Raw genomic sequence first — 23,536 nt, forward strand, 5'->3', positions numbered from 1 at the left:
AAAATAGTTGGTATATGATTTTTGGAAAAATTATCAAGAACTATTGTCTTATGACCAAGCTTTAGCTTTTGATTATAGACTTGATAATATAGTTTTAAAACTTAATGAATTTTTTCAAAGACTTCTAATTGAAGTAGTCTCAAAAGAAGAGGTAAAATTTTTTCTAGCAGGTTCTTGTATTAAAACAGATATCTTTAGGGACTTAGATATGATTTTCCCAGTAAGTTCTGATAGAGAATTAATAAACAATGCCTTAAATAAAGACTATTTTGAATATGAAAATAATTCATATACTTACAGATATAAAAATGATATTTATCAATTAGTTTATAGAGAAAAATTTAAAGATGCAACTTTAAAAGAGCTTGTTGAAGGTTTTGATTTTGATTCAACAAAAATTGCTTTTGAGTGTATTTATAATACAAAAAAAAGACTTCTTACTGTAATTGATTGTGAGATGAGAGAAGAATTTATTATTTATATAAATACAAGAGTAAATAATTTATCAAAAGTGAGTATAAATCCTTTTGTATCTTTACAAAGAGCTATTCATTTTCTAAAGCGTGGAGATGATGTTCCTTATGGAGTATTTTTAGACATCTGTGAGAAAATAGCTGATATAAAAGTAAAAGAGAATGAAGATATTCATAAACACTTTGAAAGACTTCAAGGAAATCCTAATAAATTAGAGAATATTAAAGAAGCAATTTCAAATTTTATAGAACATAAAAAAGAGGAACTATAATGAAATATCATAAGAGTTTCTATCAAATAAAATCAAATGAAGAGATTTTTTCAAAGATTGTAAAAGAGAAAGAGCACATTGGTTATTACTCTTTACCTTTTCAAGAAACAAAAGAGATAAAAGAGTTTGCAAAAAGAGTAAAACAAAAGCATATTGTTGTTGTAGGAATTGGTGGAAGCTCTTTAGGAACTTTTGCAATTCATCATTTTTTAATAGATAAAGAAAATGATAAAAAACTGCATTTTTTAGAATCTACAGATCCAATTGATTTACAAAGAAGAATAAGAAAAATTGATTTAAAAGATGCACTTTTTATTGTGATTTCTAAATCAGGAACAACAATTGAGACTATCTCTATTTTAAAATATCTTTCTTCTATTTTAGTTTTAGATAGTTCAAATACTATTTGTATCACAGAAGAAGATAGTAAGTTAAACTCTTTTGCAAAATCAAAAGAGATTAAAACTTTTGACATACCTAAAAATGTGGGGGGAAGGTTTTCAGTTTTTTCTAATGTTGGACTTCTACCTCTTGCAATAATGGGACTTGATATAGATAAGTTATTAAAAGGGTGTCAAGATATTTATAATAGTTTTTTTGAAAAAGAAGATTACTATTCAATTATTATGGAAAAAGCAAGATTTATAGTTGAAAATAAAAATAGGTTTAATATAAATGTTATTTTTTCATATTCATCATTACTTGATGGTTTTAATAAATGGTATGTTCAACTTTGGGGTGAAAGTTTAGGAAAAATAAATATAAATGGAACTAAACAAGCATTAACACCAGTTGGACTTTTAGGTCCAGTTGATCAACACTCTTTTTTACAACTAATTATGGAAGGAAAAAGAGATAAAACAGTTACATTTATTAAAATTGAAGATTTTAATGATGATTTAACTATTCCAAATATCTCTTTAGAAGGTTTGGAAGAACTTGATTATTTAAATAATATTAAGTTTAAAAATTTGATAAATAAACAAGCAGACTCAACAATTCAAGCAGTTGAAGATTTAAAAGATATTCCTTATGATGTTATAACAATTCAATCGCAAGATGAATATAATATTGGAAAATTAATGTTTACCTATGAATTATTAACTTCAATTGTAGGAAGTTTTGTTCAAATAAACACTTATGACCAACCAGGTGTAGAAGCAGGGAAGATAATTTTAAAGAAAAGTTTAAAAAAGGAAAAATAGTTTGAAGATATTAGTAACAGGTACTGCTGGATTTATTGGATTTCATTTAGCAAAAAAACTTCTTGAAAGAGGAGATGAAGTAGTAGGACTAGATAATATTAATGATTACTATGATGTAAATCTTAAATATGCAAGATTAAATGAACTTGGAATTTTACAAAATGAAATTACATCAAATAAACTGATAAAAAGTGATAAATATCCTAATCACAAGTTTATAAAAATGGATTTATCTAATACAAATGATATAAATGCACTTTTTGAAAAAGAGAAATTTGATGCAGTATGTAATTTAGCAGCACAAGCTGGAGTACGATACTCTTTGGAAAATCCTCATGCTTATATTGATAGTAATATTAAAGGTTTTTTAAATATTTTAGAGGCTTGTAGAAATTTTAATGTAAAAAATTTATCTTATGCTAGTAGTTCTTCTGTTTATGGTTTGAATAAATCTCAACCTTTTAAAACTACTGATCATACTGATCATCCCATATCTTTATATGCTGCAACAAAAAAGTCAAATGAAATGATGGCACATACATATTCTCATCTTTATGGAATAAGTACTACAGGATTAAGATTTTTTACTGTTTATGGACCTTGGGGACGCCCTGATATGGCACCAATTATTTTTGCAAATGCGATTTCTCAAAATAAGGATATTAAAGTATTTAATCATGGTAATATGAGTAGGGACTTTACATATATAGATGATATTGTAGATGGAATAGTTAATGTAATAGATAACCCTGCTAAGCCTTGCATTAATTTAGAAGATATAATTCCTTCAGATATTTCTAGTGCACCATATAGAATTTACAATATTGGAAATAGCTCTCCTACTAAGCTTATGGATTTTATAAGTATTTTAGAAAAAGAAATAGGGAAAGAAGCAAAAAAAGAGTTTTTGCCTATGCAAGATGGGGATGTGGAAAGTACATTTGCAGATATAAATGATTTAATAAAGGATTTTAACTATAAACCAAATATAAATTTAAGTGATGGAATAGGTAATTTTATAAAGTGGTATAAAGGATTTTATAAAATCACAAATTAAGTTATATAAAGATAAAATTCCATTTAAAATACGCCTCTATTGGCTTTATATGTTTAGATGGAATTATTATTTATTAGTTTAAGAAGGAAATAAATGAATAAAAAAATATGTGTAATAGGATTAGGTTATGTTGGATTACCTTTAGCTCATGCCTTTAGTAATAAATATCAAGTAGTAGGTTTTGATATAAATGAATCTAGAATAAATGAACTAAATTTAGGTTTTGATAGAACATTAGAGCTTTCAGAAGATCAAGTTAAAGAAGCAATTTCAAATGGGATGAAATTTTCATTAGACATTAAAGATATTGAAGATTCTAATGTTTATATTGTAACAGTTCCAACACCGATTGATAAATCAAATAGGCCAGATTTAACTCCTTTAATTAAATCTTCTCAAATGATAGGAAAGATTCTTAAAAAAGATGATATTGTTATTTATGAATCTACAGTTTATCCTGGGGTTACAGAAGAGGTGTGTGTTCCTGAACTTGAAAAAGAATCGGGAATGAAGTTTAATAAAGATTTCTTTTGTGGGTATTCTCCTGAAAGAATTAATCCAGGAGATAAAGAGCATACAGTTACAAAAATACTTAAAGTAACTTCTGGAAGTACTCCTGAAATAGCTACAATTGTAGATGATTTATATTCTTCAATTATTACAGCAGGTACTTTTAAAGCTACATCAATAAAAGTTGCAGAAGCGGCTAAAGTTATAGAAAATACACAAAGAGATGTAAATATTGCACTTATTAATGAATTGGCACTTATTTTTGATAATATTGGAATCGATACAAATGAAGTGATTGAAGCTGCAGCTACAAAATGGAATTTTATTAAATTAAAACCAGGACTTGTAGGTGGACATTGTATTGGAGTTGATCCTTATTATCTAACGTTTAAGGCAGAAGAATTAGGTTATAAACCAAACTTAATTTTAGGTGCAAGACAAATTAATAATGGGATGGGTAAATATATAGCAGAACAAACTGTTAAGCAAATGATAAAAAATGATAAAAAAATAAAAGATTCAAATATTTTGATACTTGGAGTTACTTTTAAAGAAAATTGTCCTGATTTAAGAAATACAAAAGTTACAGATATAGTAGATGAATTAAGAGAATATGGTGCAAATATTGATATTTATGATCCTTGGGTTGATTTAGAGGAAACTAAATATCATTTTAATCATGAGCTTATGGAAAAAAATCCTTTTACAGAAAATAAAAAATATGATTCAATTATTATAGCTGTAGCTCACAATGAATTTATTTCTCTTTCTGAAAATGATTTTAAATCAATAAGTGAAGGTAAAGAAATATTAATAGATATAAAGGGGATTGTAAAAAATCCTACATGGAGGTTATAATTAATGTCAGATAAAAAAAGATTTGCACTAATTGGTGCATCAGGATATATTGCTCCAAGACATATGCAAGCAATAACTGAAACGGGAAATGAACTAGTTGCAGCACTTGATCCTTATGATGGAATAGGAATTATGGATTCTCATTTTCCTCAAGCAAGTTTTTTTACAGAGTTTGAAAGATTTGATAGATTCATCGATAAATATCATAGAGAAAATGATAAGAAAATAGACTATATCGCAATAACTACACCAAACTATCTTCATGATGCACATATAAGATTTACATTAAAAAGTGGTTGTGATGCAATTTGTGAAAAACCATTAGTATTAAATCCTCATAATATTGATCAATTAAAAATAATAGAACAAGAAACAGGAAAAAGAGTAAATAATATTTTACAATTAAGACTTCATCCTTCTATTATTGCTTTAAAAGAGAAAGTTCAAAAAGAGTTAGAAGTAAATCCAAATAAGATTTATGATATTGATTTGACTTACCTTACAAGTAGAGGTAAATGGTACTTTGTATCTTGGAAGGGAGATGAAGATAAGTCAGGAGGAATCGCATCTAATATTGGGGTACACTTTTATGATATGTTAGCTTGGATTTTTGGAGAAGTAAAAGAGAATATTGTTCACTTAAAACAACCAGATGCAAATGCAGGATTATTAAGACTTAAAAATGCAAATGTAAGATGGTTCTTATCTGTAAATTATGATTACATCCCAGAAGAAGTAAAGGCTCAAGGGCAAACAACATTTAGGTCAATCACTGTTGAAGGTGAAGAGATAGAGTTCTCTGGAGGATTTAAAGATTTACATACAAGATCTTACGAAGAGATTTTGGCTGGTAATGGATTTGGTTTAGATGAAGCTTATGGATCGATAGATATTGTTTCTCAAATTAGAAAAATGACACCTATTGGTTTAAAAGAAGATTATCACCCTTTTTGTAAAAAGATTATCTAATGTCTAATTATTTTGCCCATGAATCATCATATGTAGATGATAATGTAAAAATAGGTGAAAATACTAAAATTTGGCATTTTTCACATGTATTAAGTGGTACAACAATTGGAAATAATTGTTCTTTTGGACAAAACTGTGTTGTTGGACCAAAAGTAAATATTGGAAATGGTGTTAAAGTTCAGAACAATATCTCTATTTATGAAGGTGTTGAAGTAGAAGATGATGTTTTTTTAGGACCTTCAATGGTTTTTACAAATGTTATTAACCCAAGATCTTTTATAGTACGAAAAGAAGAGTTTAAAGTAACGCTTCTTAAAAAAGGTTGCTCTATTGGTGCAAATGCAACAGTAGTATGTGGTAATACAATTGGTAAATACGCATTAATTGGTGCAGGAAGTGTTGTAAATAAAGATGTAAAAAATTTTGCACTTATGGTTGGTGTTCCTGCAAGGCAAATCGGTTGGGTTTCTGTTGCTGGAAATAGATTAGAGTTTGATGAAAATAACATTGCCGTAGATACTTTTGATAATACAAAATATAAATTAGAAAATAATGAAGTTTCATTACTAGAGAAATAAGGAAAATTAGTGAAAATAGATTTTGCAAAATTACAAGACCAATACCAATTATATAAAACAGAAATTGATGAAGCTATTCAAGCAGTATTAAATAAATCAAACTATATTATGGGAGAAGAAATAACTCAATTAGAAGAGTCTCTTCAAGAGTTTACCAAAGCAAAATTTGCAATCTCATGTAGTTCAGGTACAGATGCTTTACTTCTTGCTATGATGGCACTTGATATCAAACCTGGTGATGAAATAATTACTACACCTTTTACTTTTATTGCAACTGCTGAAACAATTGCATTTCTGGGAGCAACTCCTGTTTTTGTAGATATTGATGAAAAGACTTATAATTTAGATGCTTCTTTAATTGAAGAGAAAATTACTTCTAAAACTAAAGCAATAATTCCTGTATCTATTTATGGACAACCAGCAGATATGCAAAAAATTCAAGATATAGCAAATAAGCATAATCTAAAAGTGATAATTGATGGTGCACAAAGTTTTGGTTCTACTTTTAATAATATAACAGATTCTGTATGGGGAGATATTTCAACTACTTCTTTTTTTCCTGCTAAACCACTAGGGTGTTTTGGTGATGGAGGAGCAGTTTTTACTGCTAATGAAGAACTAGCAGAAAAAATGAAATCATTAAGAGTTCATGGACAAAGCAAAAGGTATCATCACAAATATATTGGTATGGGTGGAAGACTTGATACTATCCAAGCTGCAATATTAAATGTAAAATTAAAATATTATGAAAAAGATTTAGCTTTAAGACAAGAAGTTGCAAGTAAATATACAAAATCTTTAGCTAGAAAAGATTTAGTTTTACCATATGTTGATAAAAAAGCAACTTCTGCTTGGGCACAATACTCTGTAAGAGTGAAAAATAGAGATAGTGTACAAGAAAAATTAAAAGAAGCAGGAATTCCAACTGCTGTACATTATCCTAAGCCTTTACATATTCAAGAGTGTTTTGAATATCTAGGGTATAAAAAAGGTGGTTTTCCAATTTCTGAAATAGTTTCAGAAGAGATTATGAGTTTACCAATGAATCCTTATTTAACAGATGAGGAAATAGAATATATTATAGGATATTTTTAGTTGATAAATAAACTAAGACCAAGATCTGATTTTGCTAAAAATGTAATAACTTTAATGACAGGAACTACTATTGCACAAGCAATACCTATAGCTATTAGTCCTATTCTTACAAGAATATATGCACCTGAAGATTTTGGAGTATTCGCACTTTATATGGCAATAGCTTCAATTTTTGCAGTAATTGCTACAGGGCGATATGAAATGGCAATAATGCTTCCTCATGAAGAAGATGATGTGAAATCTATTGTTAAACTTATTATATTAATATTAATAACTATTACATTTTTTGTATTTCTATCTATTTTTATTTTTAATAATACAATTACAGCTTTTTTAGATAATCCAGAAATATCAACTTGGCTTTACTTCTTACCTATTTCTATTTTTTTAGTTGGACTATATCAAATTTATAACTATCTATTAATTAGAGAAAAAAATTTTAAAAGACTATCAACAAATAAAGTAATTGTATCAACTACTAATAGTTCTACTCAACTTGTATATGGATTTACTATTTCTAATGGTTTTGGATTACTTATTGGAAATATAATTAGTTATATAGTTTCTATATATTTTATTGTCAAAAGTAAAACAGTAAATAAATATTTTAATTTTAAAGATAATTCTATTAATAAGGTAGCAAAAGAATATCAAAATTTTCCTAAATATGATGTTCCTTCTGTATTAGTAAATATTCTTTCAAATCAATTACCTCTTTTTGCCTTAGGTAAGTATTTTAGTTTAGGTACAGTTGGTTTTTATTCTTTAATGTATAAAGTTTTGATGATGCCAATAGGTCTTCTTTCAAATAGTATTTTAGATGTCTTTAAGCAGAGGGCAACAGAAGATTATAATAAATATGGAAATTGTGAAGATATCTTTATTAAAACTTTTAAGAGTTTATTTTTAATTGGAATTATTCCTTTTTCTATTTTGTTTTTTTTTGCGCCAGAAATTTTTTCTTTTGTATTTGGTGCAAACTGGAGAGTTGCAGGAGAATTTGCACAGATTATTATTCCTATGTTATATTTAAAATTTATTATTAATCCTTTAAGTTATACTTTTTATATTGCAAAAAAACAAAAAAATGATTTAATTGGTCAAATATTACTTTTAATAATTGTAGTTATTTCTATTTATATTGGATTACTTTATAAAGATGAAAAAATTTTAATAATGTTTTTTTCAATAGGATATTCAATTATTTATTTAGTTTATTTAATATATTCATATTTCTTATCAAAGGGTATACAAAAATGATATCTAAACTTATTAAAAAATTTTTTTTTAAAGATTTATCAAAAAGAATGTTAGAAACATCTTATTCTCAAACACCAGTAAAGTTTAAAATGTGGTTTTATCAAAGAGTTTTAGGTTTTAATAAAGAAGCATATTGGCCTATGCATTTCACAAGTATTGTAACAGGTGTGAAGAATATTTATGCAGGAATAGATACTTCTCCTGGATATATGCCTGGCTGTTACATTCAAGGAATAGGTAAAATATATATTGGTGATTATTCTCAAATTTCTTCAAATGTTGGAATAATAACAGCTAATCATAACATTTATGATACTAGAAAACATGAAGTAAAATCAGTAATAATTGGAAAATATTGTTGGGTAGGTATGAACTCAATGATATTGCCAGGTGTAGAATTAGGAGATTTTACTATTGTAGGAGCTGGAAGTGTTGTAACAAAATCATTTTCAGAAGGATATTGTATAATAGCTGGTAATCCAGCAAAAGTTATTAAAAAAATTGATAAAGAGAAGTGTAAACCTTTTAAGAATAATTATGAATATCACGGGTATCTTAATACTCATGAATTTAACGAATATAAAGATAAATATTTAAATGTATAAAAGAGATAATGTATGAAAAGTAAAAGAGAATGTTCTAAGTGTGTGTTAGATACTACGGTTGAAGATATAACCTTTGATGAAAATGGAGTGTGTAATTATTGTAGAGAATATGATAGTGTTGTAAAGACTATTCCTCATGGAGAAAAAGCAAAAGAAGTATTAAATCAAACTGTAAAACAGATCAAACAAGATGGTAAAGGTAAAAAGTATGATTGTATTTTAGGTTTAAGTGGAGGTGTGGATAGTACATATCTTGCATATCTTGTTGTTGAACTTGGACTAAGACCTTTGGTTGTACATATAGATACAGGATGGAATTCTGAAATAGCTGTTCAAAATATTGAAAATGTTGTGAATAAATTAAATTTAGATTTACATACACATGTTATTGATTGGGAAGAAATGAAAGACTTACAACTTGCATTTTTTAAAGCCTCTATTCCAGATTGTGATATTCCTCAAGACCATGTTTTTCCTGCATTACTAAACAAAATTGCAAAACAAAATAAAATAAAACATATTATAAGTGGACATAATATTGTTACAGAGTATATACTTCCTAGAAATTGGTCTTATGATAGCAATGATTTGACACATATACTAGATATACATAAAAAGTTTGGAAAAATGCCTTTAAAAAAATATCCGAGGTATTCACTATTTGATAGAATATTTATTTATCGTTGGATTTTTCCTATTAAATCTCATAGAATTTTGAATTATGTCTATTATAATAAAGAAGAAGTAAAAAAGTTTATTCAAGAAAAACTAGGTTGGAGAGATTATGGAGGTAAACATTTTGAATCTAGGTTTACAAAATTCTTTCAAGCATATTATTTACCAACAAAATTTGGTTTTGATAAACGAAAAGCTCATTTATCTAATCTTATAGTTTCAAATCAAATAACTAGAAATGAAGCTTTAATGGAACTTAAAAATGATTTATATGATTTGAATGAACTAGAAAATGATAAAGAATACATATGTAAAAAACTAGATATAACACTTGAAAAGTGGAATGAAATAATGAACTTACCATTAAAAGAGCATCGAGACTATAAAAGTGATTATAATAAATTGTGGTATGTTTACTATAGATATCTTGTCGAAGTTATTAAAAGAATTATAAAAAGATGAAAATTTTATTTATAGCTTATTATTTCGAACCTTTTTCAAGTGTTGGCGCTAAAAGAATTTCATATTGGGCAAAGCATTTAAAAAGAGTTGATAGTAATATATCAATATGTGATGTTATTACCACAATATCTCAAACTGAAGAATTTGATACTATTGATAATGTATTTTATGTAAAAAATACAAATCAAGGATTATTAAGAAGAGTTATCCGATTTGATAAAGGTGCCTCTTGGCTGTATGATTTAAAAAAATTTGTAAAAAATAATATCAAACAAAATGAATATGATTTTGTAGTTTTGACTGGAGATCCATTTTTACATTTTTTTATAATAAATGATTTTAAAAAATTAAGAATAAAAACGATCATTGACTTTCGTGATCCATTTGCAAATAATCCTAGAGGAATAGTAAAAGATACATTTGTTAAAAAAATTAAACATTTTATATTGAGAAATATAGAAGATTATTTTTTATCTAAAGCAGATTGTATTATTACAGTAAATCAATATTGTATCGAGTTATTTGAAAACTATAAAAAATATCTGCATAAAATAAAAATAATAGATAATGGTTATGATGAACAACTATTTAAGAGTATTGAGAAAAAAGAATATATTAAAAAATCAGAAGATAATGTAATCAAATTTACATATGCTGGAAAACTTTATGCAGATAGAAATCCCAAAGTATTTTTTAAGTGTATAGAAAAATTTGATAATATTAAGTTTTATCATATTGGTGAAAAAAGTGAATATATTAAGGAAGAATCTAAACAAATAAGCTCTTTAGGATTTATGTCATATAAGCAAACATTAGAAACAATGGTAAGTTTTGATGTTTGTACAATTTTTACTTCTGGACATTTATTTGAATCCACAACAAAAATATTTGATTATATAGCTTTAAATAAAATTATATTAATAATCACAGAAGGAGAAGTTAGAACAGGACAATTAAATAATATTACGAAAGAATATCCATTTGTTTTTTGGGCTAAAAATAATGAAAAAGAGATTGAGTATATTTTAAGAAAAATCTTAAAAGATTGTTTATCCATGAGTCAATTAGAATTTGATAGTTATAATTATTCAAGAGAATATGGATTGAAAAAATTAATAGAAATATTAGACTATAATTAGAGTTTTGTTAAAAATTAAGTATAATTAATTAGATATCAATATCTATTTTGAAAGGAAATATATATGAAATATAGCCTAAAGGGTAAATTTAAAAGAGCAATTGTAACAGGTGGTGCCGGATTTGTAGGTAGCAATTTAGTTCAGTCCTTATTAGAAGATGGATTGGTAGTTATTAGTATAGATGACTATAGTGCTGGAACAAATCTAAACCTTAAAGATCTAAAAGAAATATATGAGGAACAACTAATTGAAGCTAACTGTGATATTACAAATAAAAAGGACCTTGAAAAGTACTTCGATGGTGTAGATGTTGTATTTCATCAAGCATGTTCAAAAATGACTATTTGTTTAAAAGATCCACATAGAGATCTTGAAGTTAATGCTGCAGGAACATTTAACTTATTAGAATTAGCAAGAGATTATAAAGTTAAGAAGTTTGTACATGTATCAACAGGATCAGTATATGGAGTTGCTCAATATTTTCCAACAGATGAAAGTCATCCTTTAAATCCAACATCATATTATGGAGTGAGTAAACTAGCAGGTGAAAAATATGCAAGAGTTTTTAGTGACTTATATGATATGGATATTTCTATTTTAAGATACTACCATGTATATGGGCCTAAACAAAACTCTGGACAATATGGAGGTGTCATAGCAATTTTTTGTGAGAAAGCATTGAAAAATGAAGATTTGACTATATATGGTGATGGAACACAAATCAGATCCTTTACATATGTTAAGGATGTTGTAAATATTAATAAAATTGTTGCAATTAAGGGTGGAAAAGGTGAAGCTTATAATTGTGCATCAGGCTTAAAAGTTTCTATACAGGATATGGCAGAAAAAACTATTTCACTTGCTAATGCTAATTCTAAAATTAAATATGAAGACTGGAAGACAGGTGATATCAAAGATTTTGAGGTAAGTCATCAAAAACTATTAAATATTGGTTTTGAATATGAATATTTAGATTTTGATATAGGACTTGAAGAAACATTTAAATGGTATAAAAAAATGGTAAATAAAAATGTATAGAGAAAATAAAATTGGAATTGTAATACCTGCATATAATGAAGAATTGCTGATTTTAGAAACATTAGATGGTATGCCAAATTATGTAGATAAAATGTATGTTATTGATGATTGTAGTAAAGATAAAACTCTAAAGTTATTAAAAGAAAGACAAAAAATAGATAATAGAATTATAATTATTCATCATGAAACTAATAAGGGACTTGGTCAGTCTTTAATAGATGGATATGTTAAAAGTAAAGAAGATGATATTGATATTACAGCTGTGATGGCAGGTGATAATCAGATGCATCCAGATGATTTACCTGCATTATTAGACAAAATAATAGATGAAGACTATGATTATGTTAAAGGCAATAGATTACTGCATCAAAATATAGAATCTATGCCAACCTATAGGTTTCTTGGAAATTCATTATTAACTATATTAACAAAATTTGCTACGGGATATTATTTTTCAATGGATCCTCAATGTGGATATACAGCAATAAAAAATGATGTATTAAAGAATATACCTATCGAAAAAATGACTACTGGATATGGTTATAATGCTGATATTTTATGTATGTTAAACATTCAAAGGTATACAGTAGCAGATGTTGAAGTTAGACCTGTGTATGATAGAGAAAAAAGTAAAATAGTATTATGGAAATATATTCCAAAGACTAGTTGGATTTTAACTAAGTTATTTTTTAGAAGACTGTGGCAAAGATATACAGTACTTGATTTTCACCCGTTAGTTTTATTTTATTTAGTTGCTTTCTTTAATTTTATGTTTATATTGATACCCGGAACGATTAGATTGTTTTATATGTATTTTTCAACCGGAGAATTCCCATCTACAACGTTTAATATAACAGCTACAACATTTCTAATAACGATTCAATTGATATTATTTGCGATATGGATGGATATGGACTATAACAAAGATCCAAAAAGGAAATAAAATGTGTGGAATATTTGGATTTGCATCAAATGGAAAAAGTATAAAAAACTTGAATGTAGAGAGTACTATCAACAACCTGTACAAGCTATCTGAAACTAGAGGTAAAGAGGCTTCTGGACTTATAACTATAGATAGTAGTAGTATAAAATATATAAAAGATTCTATTTCTCCATCAAAACTAATAAAAAGAGATGACTATAAAAAAATTATTAAAAACTTACTGACCAAAAATAAAGAGGAGACTGTGGTAATAATAGGTCATTCAAGGTTAGTAACTAATGGAGAAGCAGAAAACAATGATAATAATCAACCTGTTGATATTGGTAACATAGTAGGAGTTCATAACGGAATAATAACGAATGAGTCTCAGCTATGGGAAGATAATAAAAATTTGATAAAAAATTTTGATATCGATACAGAGGTATTTTTTAAAATTTTTGACCAATTTCTTATCAACAATGATTTAGTTGCATCTATCAGTAAGACATTTAAAAAAATTGAAGGTGTTGCCAATATAGCAGCTGTTTTTAAAAAACTTAACATATTATTATTGTCTACTAATAATGGATCTTTATTTTATGTCAAATCTAAAGACTCAAGTTCAATGATATTTGCTTCAGAAAAATTTATAATAGAACAGGTTATAGAAAAATCTAATTTAGAAGATAATTACGATATAAACTTTATAAAACATGTAGTACCTAATTCTTTAGCTATATTTAGTTTAAATGATTTAGAAGCATTAGAACTAGAATTTAATAATGTTGATGTTTTAAAAGATTTAAAGCCAAATATTGAACTAAAGAATAGAAATGTTGAAAACCTTTCTTTAAATGAATTAAAAGTTTTGGAAAATGATGCTTTTGAAAAAATAGACTTTACTAAATATTACGAAGTTTATAAGTTAAATAAAGAAAAGATAGCTAAGTTAAGAAGATGTAGAAAATGTATTTTACCTGAAACAATGCCATTTATTCAATTTGATAATGATGGTGTGTGTAATTATTGTAAAAGTTACAAAAAACATGAGCCAAAAGGGATTGAAGAACTAAAAAAAATTCTTACTAAAACAAATAATGAATATGATTGTCTAGTAACACTAAGCGGTGGTAGGGACAGTTGTTACGGTTTACATTACATAAAAGAGAAACTTGGTTTAAATCCTGTTACATACACTTATGATTGGGGAATGGTTACTGATTTAGCTAGAAGAAATCAAATGAGAATGTGTGGTAAACTTGGTGTTGAACATATTTTAGTGTCGGCTGATATAAAGAAAAAACGAGATAATATAAGAAAAAATGTATCTGCTTGGCTTAAGAATCCAGAGCTTGGGATGATTCCACTATTTATGGCTGGAGACAAACAGTACTTTTATTGGTCAAATAAAATAGCTGAACAAACTAAAGTGAAAAATATAATATTATGTGAAAATCTTCTAGAAACTACGAGGTTCAAAACAGGTTTTTGTGGTATCTCACCAACTCATGGTACAGCCAATACTTATACTCTTTCAATTAGTAAGAAATTTCAGATGTTATTTTACTATGGAATGAACTTTTTAAAAACACCAAGTTATATAAACAGTTCATTATTAGATACAGTGTCTGCATTTTCAAGTTACTATGTTATGGAACATAACTTTATCAATTTATTTGATTATATTGAATGGAATGAAAATATAATTAATGATATATTATTAAATAACTATAATTGGGAAAAATCTCCAGATACAGATTCCACATGGAGAATTGGAGATGGTACAGCTGCATTTTATAACTATATATATTATACGATGGCAGGTTTAACAGAAAATGACACATTTAGAAGTAATCAGATTAGAGAAGGTCAAATAACAAGAGATGAAGCAATAAAATTATCAGAAGAAGAAAATTTACCTCGTTTTGAATCAATGAAATGGTATTTAGATACGATTAACTTAAGTTTTAATGATACACTTAATACCATTAACAATGCACCAAAATTGTATTAAGTATTACAAATGACGTTTAAATCAAAAGAAGAGATGAATAATTTTAAGAATATGTTTTTACATGGTATATACTTAGGTTTATATGGATTTGTAAAGTATTTACCATTTCCTTTTTTTCATTATTTTAGGTATTTTGTAATTAAAATATTCGCTCCTAATATTAGGTCTAAATCTATATCTGATGGAGTAACTATATATTTTCCATGGAATATTTCAATTGGTAAAAACTCGACTTTAAATCAAGGTGTCATTATTGATGGATTTGGTGGTGTTAAAATTGGTGAAGGTGTAAGAATAGCGTCAGGAAGTGTCATTAACACTGCAGACCATAATTTTGAAGATCCAAAAGAGTTTATATATAAGCAAGGGTATATTTGTGCAGGTGTAACAATTGAAGATGATGTTTGGATAGGTGCTAATGTTTGTATCAATAAGGGTGTAACTATAGGAAAAGGCTCAGTGGTAGGGGGAGGAAGTGTCGTAACAAAAAATATACCTCCTTATTCTATTGCTGTTGGAGTTCCTGCAAAGGTTGTAAAAAAAAGAAATACAAATAATGATAAGGAACTTGATGCATAAAAATATTATAGTTAATTATTTAAGTTTGTTTTTTGCTGGCTTATCAGGAATATTTTTAAATATTTTTATTATTTCTGTATATGACTCGATTGTACTTGGAAATTTTAACTTTTTTTTAGCTTTTGTAATTGTATTATCACAGTTTTGTGTAGGAGGAATACAGTTTTCTGTATTAAAACATAATTCTCATTATATCAGAAGAGTTAGTGAAGTTTCATCATCTGTTGTATCTGCATTATTTTTATCAGGAATTTTTACATTCTTTATTATCATTATCTTATATCTACTTACTCCATTATTAAATAACTTTTTTGATTTAAAGAATTTTTCACAATCAATTTATTTAATTATTCCATCTCTTTTATTTTTTTCTTTAAATAAAATATTATTGATGTCTTTAAATGGTTTAAATTTAATGCAAAACTATGCATTTTTTAATCTTCTAAGATATGTACTACTATTATTTTCAGTAGTTTTATTTTACAATCTTGGCATTAATGTGGAGTATTTAATTTCAGTATTCTTTATTTCTGAATTTATTTTATTTATTATGATGATTAGTTTTATGTTTTTTAAAGTTCTTATCTTAAGTCTTCCTAAACAAAGATGGATTAAACGGCATTTCTTTTTTGGTTTAAAAGGAATGTGGGGTGGAGCTTTAATGGAAACAAATACACGTATTGACATATTAATGATTGGTGCCTTTTTGGGATATGGTGCTGTTGGAGTATATAGCTTCGCCTCAATGGTTGCTGAAGGATTTGCACAAGTTTATACTATTTTAAAGAATAATGTTGACCCTATTTTTGGAAAAGCATATTTTAAAAATGAGATAGATGTAATCAATCACACAATAGATGAAGTTAGAAAGAGATATCTAATATATTTATTTGGATTAGGTATAGTAATGATAATGTCATATAAGTTTATATTTATTAATATATTTAGTTTGAATAAAACTATGATTGTTGAAAGTTGGAATGTATTTATTATTTTAACTGGGTTAATAATGTTATCATCATTTTATAGACCATTTATAGGCCTTTTAAATCAAATAAATCAACCAGAAAAATTTTCACAAATTATAATATTTAGTGTAATTTTAAATATTATCCTTAATATAGTATTAATACCATGGCTCGGAATTTATGGTGCAGCATTTTCTACAGGATTAGTTTTTTTTGTAGAAAGTTATCTAGTTTATTTATTTTCAACAAAACATTTTTTAATTAAGGAAAGTTATGCTCGAAAAAATTAGAAGAAATTATATTTTTCTATATATCATGTTATCTGGTTTTTTTTATTTTCTAATTAATTTTAAATATTTGTTTTCTCTTACTGATGCAAATGATCCATTACAATATATAATTCCTTCTTTGTATCCAGAAAATGGATTTGAATTTATTGATAGGATTTTATTATGGCTATGGTTAAGATTAATTTCAAATCTACCTATACCTTTAGAATATGTAAGTGGTATCGCAACTTTATTAGTTACAACTTTTACATTAATGTTATCTTTGTGGTATTTAAATAAGAAGGTAAATATAATAGCAAGTTCTATATTTTTACTTTTATATGTATTTAGTCCAGCAATTTTAGAAATTTCTTCATATACATATCCTATGCAACTTTTTACATTGATATTACTTTTTGTTTCGATATGTATAGATTTATTGTCAAATAATAAAATTAAATTTTTTATTATTGGTTTTTTTCTTGTATTTCTTTTATTTACAAAAATTCAAGCCTATTCTTTTGTAATATTTATAGCTTTTTATTTATATTATATTAGTAGTAAGAGAGATTTTTTTAGAAATCTAAGATATTTAATATTTGGAAGTATTTGTGCATTTCTTTTAATCCTATCAATTATTATCTATCTTGATGGCTATATTGTATTAAAAAATATGATTTTAAATTATCTAAATGAAATGTTTCAAGTTCAATATAAAGGTAGAGCAGCAGGAGGGTTCCCTCCATTTTTTCTATATTTAATTGAGCCAAGTGCTCTTCTTGCTTTTATAGGGCTTTTACTAGGAACAATAAAAAAAGAATTTTTTAAAATAAAATTGATTTCTATAATAGGTTTAGTTCAATTAGTAGGGTTACTTTTTGTATATTTAGTTACCTCAAGAGGTGGTACAATCATTGGAAACTATATAATAGATGCTTATATTTTAGGACTTATATCAATATCGGCTGTTTTTGGAATATTACTATGTAATTTGAAAAAATCTTTTTTTCTTATTAGTATTGTTTCTCTTGTATTGACTTTTGGTTTATTGTTTTTTTTATCAACTTCTTCAGAAAATTATCAACCAGGCTCAAATCCAATATATATATTTAAAAATTCATATTACGTTATAATTGGAATTATCTGTTTTGTAATGTCTTTATTGTTCTTATTTTTTCTCAAAAAAGATGATAGTAAAGTTATACCTATTATATTTATATTAGTTTTATTAGTCATTTTTAAATCCAAATCTGCTGTAGATAGTACAAAATATTTCAAGAACCTTGGTTTAATATATCATAATACTGCAAAAAAAATAAGTGAAATTAATAATTTAAAAGGACCTCTTTTAATACTTTTTTATGAAGAAGGAAAATATATAAACGATAGTTCGAAAAAATTACATTCTGTTTATGATACTTTTTACAATAGAAATAATAAAATAGTTCTATCGAATGATATTCACTCTAAATTTAATACTGTAATAACAAACAATATAAGTTTGTTGAATAATGATAATATTTTTAATATCAATAATAGTTATGAAGATATAAAAATAAGAAAATATAAAGGCTTATTCATATTAAATATGAAGAGAAAAAAAATTAAAAAAATATTTTAATTAGAAAATTTTAATAATTCATATATTTATAATTTCCTCATTAATATTTATTATGAAGATGGAACCTTATATTTCAACTTTTGTAGTATCAAAGGTGTAAAAGCTGTATATCTATTTAAGGAAAAGAATGTTGCTATATTTAAAGTCACAGGCTGTGATAGTTACAAGATTTGAAGTTAGTACTTCAATTTTAAAAGAATATATTTTTTAGCTAAAAGCTAGGTTCTATATTAATGAATTTATTAACTAAGGAACATTAGATGAATATAGTAGTTTTACCAACAGCTTATCCAAATATCTACAATGATCATTCATCTATATTTGTGCAAGATCAAGTAGAAGCATTGGAAAAGTATGGAGTTAATGTTAGTGTGATTGGAGCTATTCCTATTTCATTTAAATATATTTTTAAAAAGAAATTTTTAAAATTTGGTACTTTTATGTATAAAAAAAATAATATGGATGTAAAACTTATTTTATTTCCATCTATTCCTAAATTGAAGTTTTTCAATGAATTTGTAAGAACTCAAATCAATAAGCATCTATTAAAGAAACATTATAAAAATAATAAAATAGATGTTATTCATATACACAATAGTACAGTGGGGAAAGTAGCACTTTGGGGAAAACAAAAGTTTGATATACCTTATATTGTAACGGAACACTCCTCTGCTTATGCAAGAAAATTAGTTTCTCAAAAAGAAATTAGTATCTATAATGAAGTTTATAAGAATGCCTCAATTAGGGTTGCTGTTAGTAAAGAGTTTTGTAAGATACTTGAAAATATATTTAATTTAAAATTTGATTATATTCCAAATGTAGTTAATACAGAATACTTTTTACCAATGAATAAAAAGAAAAAAGAAAAATTTAAATTTGTTAATATTGCAAATTTAAATAAAAATAAAAATCAAATTCTTTTAATAAATGCATTTTCAAAAGAGTTTAAAAATAATAAAAATGTAAAACTATCTATATTAGGAGATGGTCCAGAGTACAATAATTTAAGAAATGAAATAGACAAACTAAATATGCAAGAGCAAATAAGACTTTTGGGGTTTGCACCAAGGAATCATGTTTTAGAAGAATTGCGAAATTCAGATGCTTTTGTACTTACTAGTAAATATGAAACATTTGGTGTAGTAGCTATAGAAGCAATGAGTTGTGGACTTCCTATAATTGCTACAAAGTGTGGAGGTCCAGAGTCTATTATCGAAAATGATGATTTAGGCATTCTTGTAAAAAATAATGATTTAAAAGAGTTATCAATATTTATGAAGGATATGTATGAAAATATAGAAAAATATGATAGTAGAAAAATAAGAAATCATGTAGTTAATAATTTTTCAGAAAAAGCTGTATTTAGTAAGCTTATAAGTATTTATAAAAAGGTAAAAAATGATAGCAATACTTGATTATGGAATAGGAAATTTGAAATCTATTTATAATATGTTTAAAAAAGTTGGAGTTGAATCAATCATCACGTCTGATATAGAAACTATAATTAAAGCTGATAAATACCTTTTACCTGGTGTTGGTTCTTTTGATTATGGGATAAATAGTCTAAAAAATGCACTATTTTTTGAAACTTTAGAAAAAGAGGTACTAGAAAATAAAAAGCCTATTTTAGGTATTTGTTTAGGGATGCAACTTTTGACAAATAGTAGTGAAGAAGGAAAAGAAAAAGGTCTTGGCTGGATAGATGCATCAACTATCAAGTTCGATTTAGAGGATAAGAGTTTATCTATCCCTCATATGGGGTGGAATAAAACAAATCCAAGCAACACAAATGATATTTTTAAAAATTTAGAAGATAATAGATTTTATTTCGTTCACTCTTATCATGTGATTTGTAATAATGAAAAGAATATCTTAGCAAGAGCAAATTATGGACAAATTTTTACTTGTAGTATCTATAAAGACAATATTTATGGTGTACAGTTTCATCCAGAAAAAAGTCATAAGTTTGGTATGCAACTACTTAAAAACTTTGGAGAGATATGATGCTACAAAAAAGAGTAATCCCATGTTTGCTTTTGCATAAAGGTGGACTTTATAAAACAGAAAAGTTTAAAAAACCTACATATATAGGTGATCCTATAAATGCCATCAAAATATTTAATGAAAAAGAAGTAGATGAATTGATGTTTTTAGACATCGATACAAGTGTAGAAAACAAAGAACCAAACTATAAGATGATTGAAGATATTGCTAGTGAGTGTTTTATGCCACTTTGTTATGGTGGTGGAGTTAAAAATATAGAACAAATGAAAAAAATATATGCTTTAGGAGTTGAAAAGGTCTCTCTAAGTAGTCAAGCAGTAATCAATCCAACTCTTATAAAAGAAGCAGCTAGTATATTTGGAAATCAATCAGTAATTGTAACAATAGATATAAAAAAAGATTTTTGGGGAAACAAAAAAGTATTTATAAATAATGGCAAAAAAAATACTAAATTAAATCCTATTGATTTTATAAAACAAGTAGAATCTCTAGGTGCTGGTGAGATAGTGATAAACTCTTGTGATAATGACGGAGTTATGAAAGGGTATGATTTAGAACTTTTAAAAGAGATAAAATTAAACACGAATATACCTATCATTGCTCTTGGAGGAGCGGGAAATCTAAATCATATAAAAGAAGTTTTTGAAAATTCTAATGTAGATGCTGTAGCTTGTGGAAGTATGTTTGTGTATCAAGGACCACTTAAAGGTGTATTAATAAGTTATCCTCCATATCAAAAAATCCAAGAATTATTAGGAACCAAATAATGCAAGTTAAAATAACACACTTAACATCAGCTCATCTCCGATATGACACAAGAATTTTTGTTAAAATGTGTGTTTCTCTTGCAAAAAAAGAAAATTACAATGTTAATTTAGTTATTGCAGATGGAAAGGGAGATGAAGTAAATAATAATGTAAATATATATGATATAGGAGAAAGAACGGGTGGTAGGTTTTCTCGTATGACAAAAACTGTTGAAAAAGTTTTTGAGAAAGCTAAAGAATTAGATAGTGATATATATCATCTTCATGATCCTGAACTTATACCAATAGGGTTGAAATTAAAGAAATTAGGAAAAAAAGTTATCTTTGATGCACATGAAGATTTACCTAAACAGATATTAGGAAAACATTATTTAAATTTATTTATGAAGTATACTCTTTCAAAAGCTTTTGAAATTTACGAAAAAATAACTTGTAAAAAATTTGACTATATTATTACGGCAACACCATATATAAAAAATAAATTTTTGAATATAAACAAAAATAGTATAGATATAAATAATTTTCCAATAATTGATGAGTTATTAAATGATATTACTTGGGAAGAAAAAGAGAATAAAATCTGTTATGTTGGCGGTATTGCAGAAGTTAGAGGTATTAAAGAAATAGTAAAGGCTATGGCAGATACTGAAAATATCAAACTTATTTTAGCAGGTAGTTTTAGTGAAGAAGTAGTAGAAAAAGAAGTAAAGTCTTATAAAGAATGGGAAAGAGTTGAGGAATTAGGTTTTTTAAATAGAGAAGGAGTTTTAAATGTATATAAAACTTCAAAAGCTGGATTAGTTACATTACATCCATTAATTAATTATTTAGATGCTCTTCCTGTAAAAATGTTTGAGTATATGGCTGCTGGGATTCCTGTTATCTCTTCTGATATTCCTTATTGGAAAAATATAATTGAGGAAAATACTTGTGGGCTTTGTGTAAATCCTCTTGATCCTAAAGAGATTGCAAATGCAATTAATTATATAATTTCAAATCCAATTGAAGCTGAACAAATGGGACAAAATGGTAAAAAGGCAATATTAACTAAATATAACTGGAGAATAGAAGAGCAAAAGCTTTATGAAGTTTATGAGGAATTAATAAAATGATAAAAATATTAACAATTTTAGGTGCTAGACCGCAATTTATAAAAGCTGGAACAATAAGTAGAGAAATAGCAAAACATAAAGAAATAAAAGAGATAATACTTCATACTGGGCAACATTATGATTCAAATATGAGTGATATATTTTTTGAAGAAATGAAGATACCTAAACCTGACTACTTTTTAGGGATTGGTGGAAAATCTCATGGTGCTATGACTGGACAAATGATAGAAAAAATTGAAGAAGTTGCTTTAAAAGAAAAACCAGATTGGATATTAGTTTATGGAGATACAAATTCTACTTTAGCAGGAGCAATTGTAGCTAGTAAACTTAATATTAAATTAGCTCATATTGAAGCAGGACTTAGAAGTTTTAATATGAATATGCCAGAAGAGATAAATAGAATTCTTACTGATAGAATAAGTAATGTTCTATTTTGTCCTACAGATACTGCGATAGAAAATCTTGAGAAAGAAGGCTTTGAAAACTTTAATTGTAAAATAATAAAATCTGGTGATGTAATGCAAGATGGAGCTATCTTTTATAAAAATTTAGCTGTAAAGCCCAATAATATTGAACTAAAAAATGATTTTATTTTATGTACCATCCATAGAGCAGAGAATACTGATGATGAAAATAAATTGAAAAATATTTTTAGTGCTTTAAATGAAATAGCATGTGAAAAACAAATAATTTTACCTCTTCATCCAAGAACAAAAAAAATAATAGAAAACTTAAATATATGTGTTGAAAACTTAACTATTATAGAGCCAGTAGGATATCTTGAAATGGTATGGCTTATTGATAACTGTTCTTTAGTAATGACAGATAGTGGTGGATTGCAAAAGGAAGCTTACTTTTTTGCAAAACCTTGTTTAACATTAAGAGAAGAAACAGAATGGATTGAGTTAGTAGAAATTGGTGTTAACACTTTAGTTGGTACTGAAAAAGATAAAATATTAAGTGAATACAATAAAATAGAAATTAAAAAAGTTGATTTTAGTAAGAATTTATATGGTAAGGGTAACGCAAGTAACCTTATTATTAAAGAATTATTGGCTTATGAAGATAAAGGAAGAAAATAATA

The 23,536-nt window shown here is 26.2% G+C and carries 22 protein-coding genes; all 22 read left to right on the plus strand.

The window, feature by feature from the left end; genetic code table 11:
• The first annotated feature begins 7 nt into the window (after nucleotides 1-7).
• The 22 genes from ABIV_RS04300 (at nucleotide 8) to wecB (ending at nucleotide 23,534) form a co-directional block, all read left to right on the plus strand.
• Nucleotides 8-745 carry a Gabija anti-defense Gad2 family protein gene (locus tag ABIV_RS04300; RefSeq protein WP_114838728.1) on the plus strand — a complete coding sequence of 246 codons (738 nt, stop codon included), beginning with the start codon at nucleotides 8-10 and terminating at the stop codon, nucleotides 743-745.
• Nucleotides 745-1,950 (plus strand): glucose-6-phosphate isomerase, encoded by a 1,206-nt coding sequence (locus tag ABIV_RS04305; RefSeq protein WP_114838729.1) that lies wholly within the window; start codon nucleotides 745-747, stop codon nucleotides 1,948-1,950. Before ABIV_RS04300 ends, ABIV_RS04305 begins: the two co-directional genes overlap by 1 nt.
• 1 nt (nucleotide 1,951) lies before the next feature.
• The gene (locus tag ABIV_RS04310; RefSeq protein WP_114838730.1) at nucleotides 1,952-3,007 is read left to right on the plus strand and encodes an NAD-dependent epimerase; all 1,056 of its coding nucleotides are present in this window, start codon (nucleotides 1,952-1,954) and stop codon (nucleotides 3,005-3,007) included.
• 93 nt (nucleotides 3,008-3,100) lie between these two features.
• Nucleotides 3,101-4,375 carry a nucleotide sugar dehydrogenase gene (locus ABIV_RS04315; RefSeq protein WP_114838731.1) on the plus strand — a complete coding sequence of 425 codons (1,275 nt, stop codon included), beginning with the start codon at nucleotides 3,101-3,103 and terminating at the stop codon, nucleotides 4,373-4,375.
• Between the two features lie 3 nt (nucleotides 4,376-4,378).
• Nucleotides 4,379-5,344 (plus strand): Gfo/Idh/MocA family protein, encoded by a 966-nt coding sequence (locus tag ABIV_RS04320; protein WP_114838732.1) that lies wholly within the window; start codon nucleotides 4,379-4,381, stop codon nucleotides 5,342-5,344.
• On the plus strand, nucleotides 5,344-5,922 hold the full coding sequence (locus ABIV_RS04325) for an acyltransferase (RefSeq protein ID WP_114838733.1): 579 nt from the start codon (nucleotides 5,344-5,346) through the stop codon (nucleotides 5,920-5,922). Before ABIV_RS04320 ends, ABIV_RS04325 begins: the two co-directional genes overlap by 1 nt.
• Nucleotides 5,923-5,931: 9 nt before the next feature.
• Entirely contained in the window at nucleotides 5,932-7,017 is a 1,086-nt protein-coding gene (locus tag ABIV_RS04330) for a DegT/DnrJ/EryC1/StrS family aminotransferase (RefSeq protein WP_114838734.1), read from the plus strand.
• Nucleotides 7,018-8,277, plus strand: a complete 1,260-nt coding sequence (locus ABIV_RS04335) for a lipopolysaccharide biosynthesis protein (protein ID WP_228254333.1) — start codon at nucleotides 7,018-7,020, stop codon at nucleotides 8,275-8,277.
• Nucleotides 8,274-8,882, plus strand: coding sequence for an acyltransferase (locus tag ABIV_RS13740; RefSeq protein WP_114838735.1), 609 nt, complete (start codon nucleotides 8,274-8,276; stop codon nucleotides 8,880-8,882). Before ABIV_RS04335 ends, ABIV_RS13740 begins: the two co-directional genes overlap by 4 nt.
• Nucleotides 8,883-8,894: 12 nt before the next feature.
• Nucleotides 8,895-10,019 carry an N-acetyl sugar amidotransferase gene (locus ABIV_RS04345; protein WP_114838736.1) on the plus strand — a complete coding sequence of 375 codons (1,125 nt, stop codon included), beginning with the start codon at nucleotides 8,895-8,897 and terminating at the stop codon, nucleotides 10,017-10,019.
• Nucleotides 10,016-11,158 carry a glycosyltransferase gene (locus ABIV_RS04350; protein WP_114838737.1) on the plus strand — a complete coding sequence of 381 codons (1,143 nt, stop codon included), beginning with the start codon at nucleotides 10,016-10,018 and terminating at the stop codon, nucleotides 11,156-11,158. Before ABIV_RS04345 ends, ABIV_RS04350 begins: the two co-directional genes overlap by 4 nt.
• Before the next feature lie 63 nt (nucleotides 11,159-11,221).
• On the plus strand, nucleotides 11,222-12,196 hold the full coding sequence (locus tag ABIV_RS04355; RefSeq protein WP_114838738.1) for an SDR family NAD(P)-dependent oxidoreductase: 975 nt from the start codon (nucleotides 11,222-11,224) through the stop codon (nucleotides 12,194-12,196).
• Nucleotides 12,189-13,139, plus strand: coding sequence for a glycosyltransferase family 2 protein (locus tag ABIV_RS04360; protein ID WP_114838739.1), 951 nt, complete (start codon nucleotides 12,189-12,191; stop codon nucleotides 13,137-13,139). The genes ABIV_RS04355 and ABIV_RS04360 overlap by 8 nt, the downstream gene beginning before the upstream one ends.
• A gap of 1 nt (nucleotide 13,140) precedes the next feature.
• The gene (locus ABIV_RS04365) at nucleotides 13,141-15,132 is read left to right on the plus strand and encodes a hypothetical protein (RefSeq protein WP_114838740.1); all 1,992 of its coding nucleotides are present in this window, start codon (nucleotides 13,141-13,143) and stop codon (nucleotides 15,130-15,132) included.
• 9 nt (nucleotides 15,133-15,141) lie between these two features.
• On the plus strand, nucleotides 15,142-15,711 hold the full coding sequence (locus tag ABIV_RS04370; protein ID WP_114838741.1) for an acyltransferase: 570 nt from the start codon (nucleotides 15,142-15,144) through the stop codon (nucleotides 15,709-15,711).
• Entirely contained in the window at nucleotides 15,704-16,969 is a 1,266-nt protein-coding gene (locus tag ABIV_RS04375) for an MATE family efflux transporter (protein WP_162917973.1), read from the plus strand. Before ABIV_RS04370 ends, ABIV_RS04375 begins: the two co-directional genes overlap by 8 nt.
• Complete coding sequence (locus ABIV_RS04380; RefSeq protein ID WP_114838743.1) at nucleotides 16,953-18,569, plus strand: hypothetical protein; 1,617 nt, start codon at nucleotides 16,953-16,955, stop codon at nucleotides 18,567-18,569. The genes ABIV_RS04375 and ABIV_RS04380 overlap by 17 nt, the downstream gene beginning before the upstream one ends.
• Nucleotides 18,570-18,829: 260 nt before the next feature.
• A complete protein-coding gene (locus tag ABIV_RS04385) occupies nucleotides 18,830-19,984 on the plus strand; it encodes a glycosyltransferase (RefSeq protein ID WP_114838744.1) in 1,155 nt (384 codons plus the stop codon).
• Entirely contained in the window at nucleotides 19,968-20,573 is a 606-nt protein-coding gene (gene hisH / locus ABIV_RS04390) for an imidazole glycerol phosphate synthase subunit HisH (RefSeq protein WP_114838745.1), read from the plus strand. The genes ABIV_RS04385 and hisH overlap by 17 nt, the downstream gene beginning before the upstream one ends.
• Complete coding sequence (locus ABIV_RS04395) at nucleotides 20,570-21,340, plus strand: AglZ/HisF2 family acetamidino modification protein (RefSeq protein WP_228254334.1); 771 nt, start codon at nucleotides 20,570-20,572, stop codon at nucleotides 21,338-21,340. Before hisH ends, ABIV_RS04395 begins: the two co-directional genes overlap by 4 nt.
• Nucleotides 21,340-22,452: a glycosyltransferase family 4 protein gene (locus ABIV_RS04400; RefSeq protein WP_114838746.1), complete on the plus strand. Its 1,113-nt coding sequence runs from the start codon at nucleotides 21,340-21,342 to the stop codon at nucleotides 22,450-22,452. The genes ABIV_RS04395 and ABIV_RS04400 overlap by 1 nt, the downstream gene beginning before the upstream one ends.
• On the plus strand, nucleotides 22,449-23,534 hold the full coding sequence (wecB, locus tag ABIV_RS04405) for a non-hydrolyzing UDP-N-acetylglucosamine 2-epimerase (RefSeq protein ID WP_114838747.1): 1,086 nt from the start codon (nucleotides 22,449-22,451) through the stop codon (nucleotides 23,532-23,534). Before ABIV_RS04400 ends, wecB begins: the two co-directional genes overlap by 4 nt.
• Nucleotides 23,535-23,536 lie beyond the last annotated feature (2 nt).

Source organism: Halarcobacter bivalviorum (assembly GCF_003346815.1).
GTDB lineage: Bacteria > Campylobacterota > Campylobacteria > Campylobacterales > Arcobacteraceae > Halarcobacter > Halarcobacter bivalviorum.

What these genes read in the sequence shown, in the direction of transcription:
- wecB (WP_114838747.1), top strand. Translation starts at nt 22,449, where the DNA reads ATGATAAAAATATTAACAATTTTAGGTGCTAGACCGCAATTTATAAAA.
- ABIV_RS04375 (WP_162917973.1), top strand. Translation starts at nt 15,704, where the DNA reads ATGCATAAAAATATTATAGTTAATTATTTAAGTTTGTTTTTTGCTGGC.
- ABIV_RS04385 (WP_114838744.1), top strand. Translation starts at nt 18,830, where the DNA reads ATGAATATAGTAGTTTTACCAACAGCTTATCCAAATATCTACAATGAT.
- ABIV_RS04315 (WP_114838731.1), top strand. Translation starts at nt 3,101, where the DNA reads ATGAATAAAAAAATATGTGTAATAGGATTAGGTTATGTTGGATTACCT.
- ABIV_RS04400 (WP_114838746.1), top strand. Translation starts at nt 21,340, where the DNA reads ATGCAAGTTAAAATAACACACTTAACATCAGCTCATCTCCGATATGAC.
- ABIV_RS04365 (WP_114838740.1), top strand. Translation starts at nt 13,141, where the DNA reads ATGTGTGGAATATTTGGATTTGCATCAAATGGAAAAAGTATAAAAAAC.
- ABIV_RS13740 (WP_114838735.1), top strand. Translation starts at nt 8,274, where the DNA reads ATGATATCTAAACTTATTAAAAAATTTTTTTTTAAAGATTTATCAAAA.
- ABIV_RS04345 (WP_114838736.1), top strand. Translation starts at nt 8,895, where the DNA reads ATGAAAAGTAAAAGAGAATGTTCTAAGTGTGTGTTAGATACTACGGTT.
- ABIV_RS04350 (WP_114838737.1), top strand. Translation starts at nt 10,016, where the DNA reads ATGAAAATTTTATTTATAGCTTATTATTTCGAACCTTTTTCAAGTGTT.
- ABIV_RS04325 (WP_114838733.1), top strand. Translation starts at nt 5,344, where the DNA reads ATGTCTAATTATTTTGCCCATGAATCATCATATGTAGATGATAATGTA.
- hisH (WP_114838745.1), top strand. Translation starts at nt 19,968, where the DNA reads ATGATAGCAATACTTGATTATGGAATAGGAAATTTGAAATCTATTTAT.
- ABIV_RS04395 (WP_228254334.1), top strand. Translation starts at nt 20,570, where the DNA reads ATGATGCTACAAAAAAGAGTAATCCCATGTTTGCTTTTGCATAAAGGT.
- ABIV_RS04360 (WP_114838739.1), top strand. Translation starts at nt 12,189, where the DNA reads ATGTATAGAGAAAATAAAATTGGAATTGTAATACCTGCATATAATGAA.
- ABIV_RS04305 (WP_114838729.1), top strand. Translation starts at nt 745, where the DNA reads ATGAAATATCATAAGAGTTTCTATCAAATAAAATCAAATGAAGAGATT.
- ABIV_RS04355 (WP_114838738.1), top strand. Translation starts at nt 11,222, where the DNA reads ATGAAATATAGCCTAAAGGGTAAATTTAAAAGAGCAATTGTAACAGGT.
- ABIV_RS04370 (WP_114838741.1), top strand. Translation starts at nt 15,142, where the DNA reads ATGACGTTTAAATCAAAAGAAGAGATGAATAATTTTAAGAATATGTTT.
- ABIV_RS04320 (WP_114838732.1), top strand. Translation starts at nt 4,379, where the DNA reads ATGTCAGATAAAAAAAGATTTGCACTAATTGGTGCATCAGGATATATT.
- ABIV_RS04380 (WP_114838743.1), top strand. Translation starts at nt 16,953, where the DNA reads ATGCTCGAAAAAATTAGAAGAAATTATATTTTTCTATATATCATGTTA.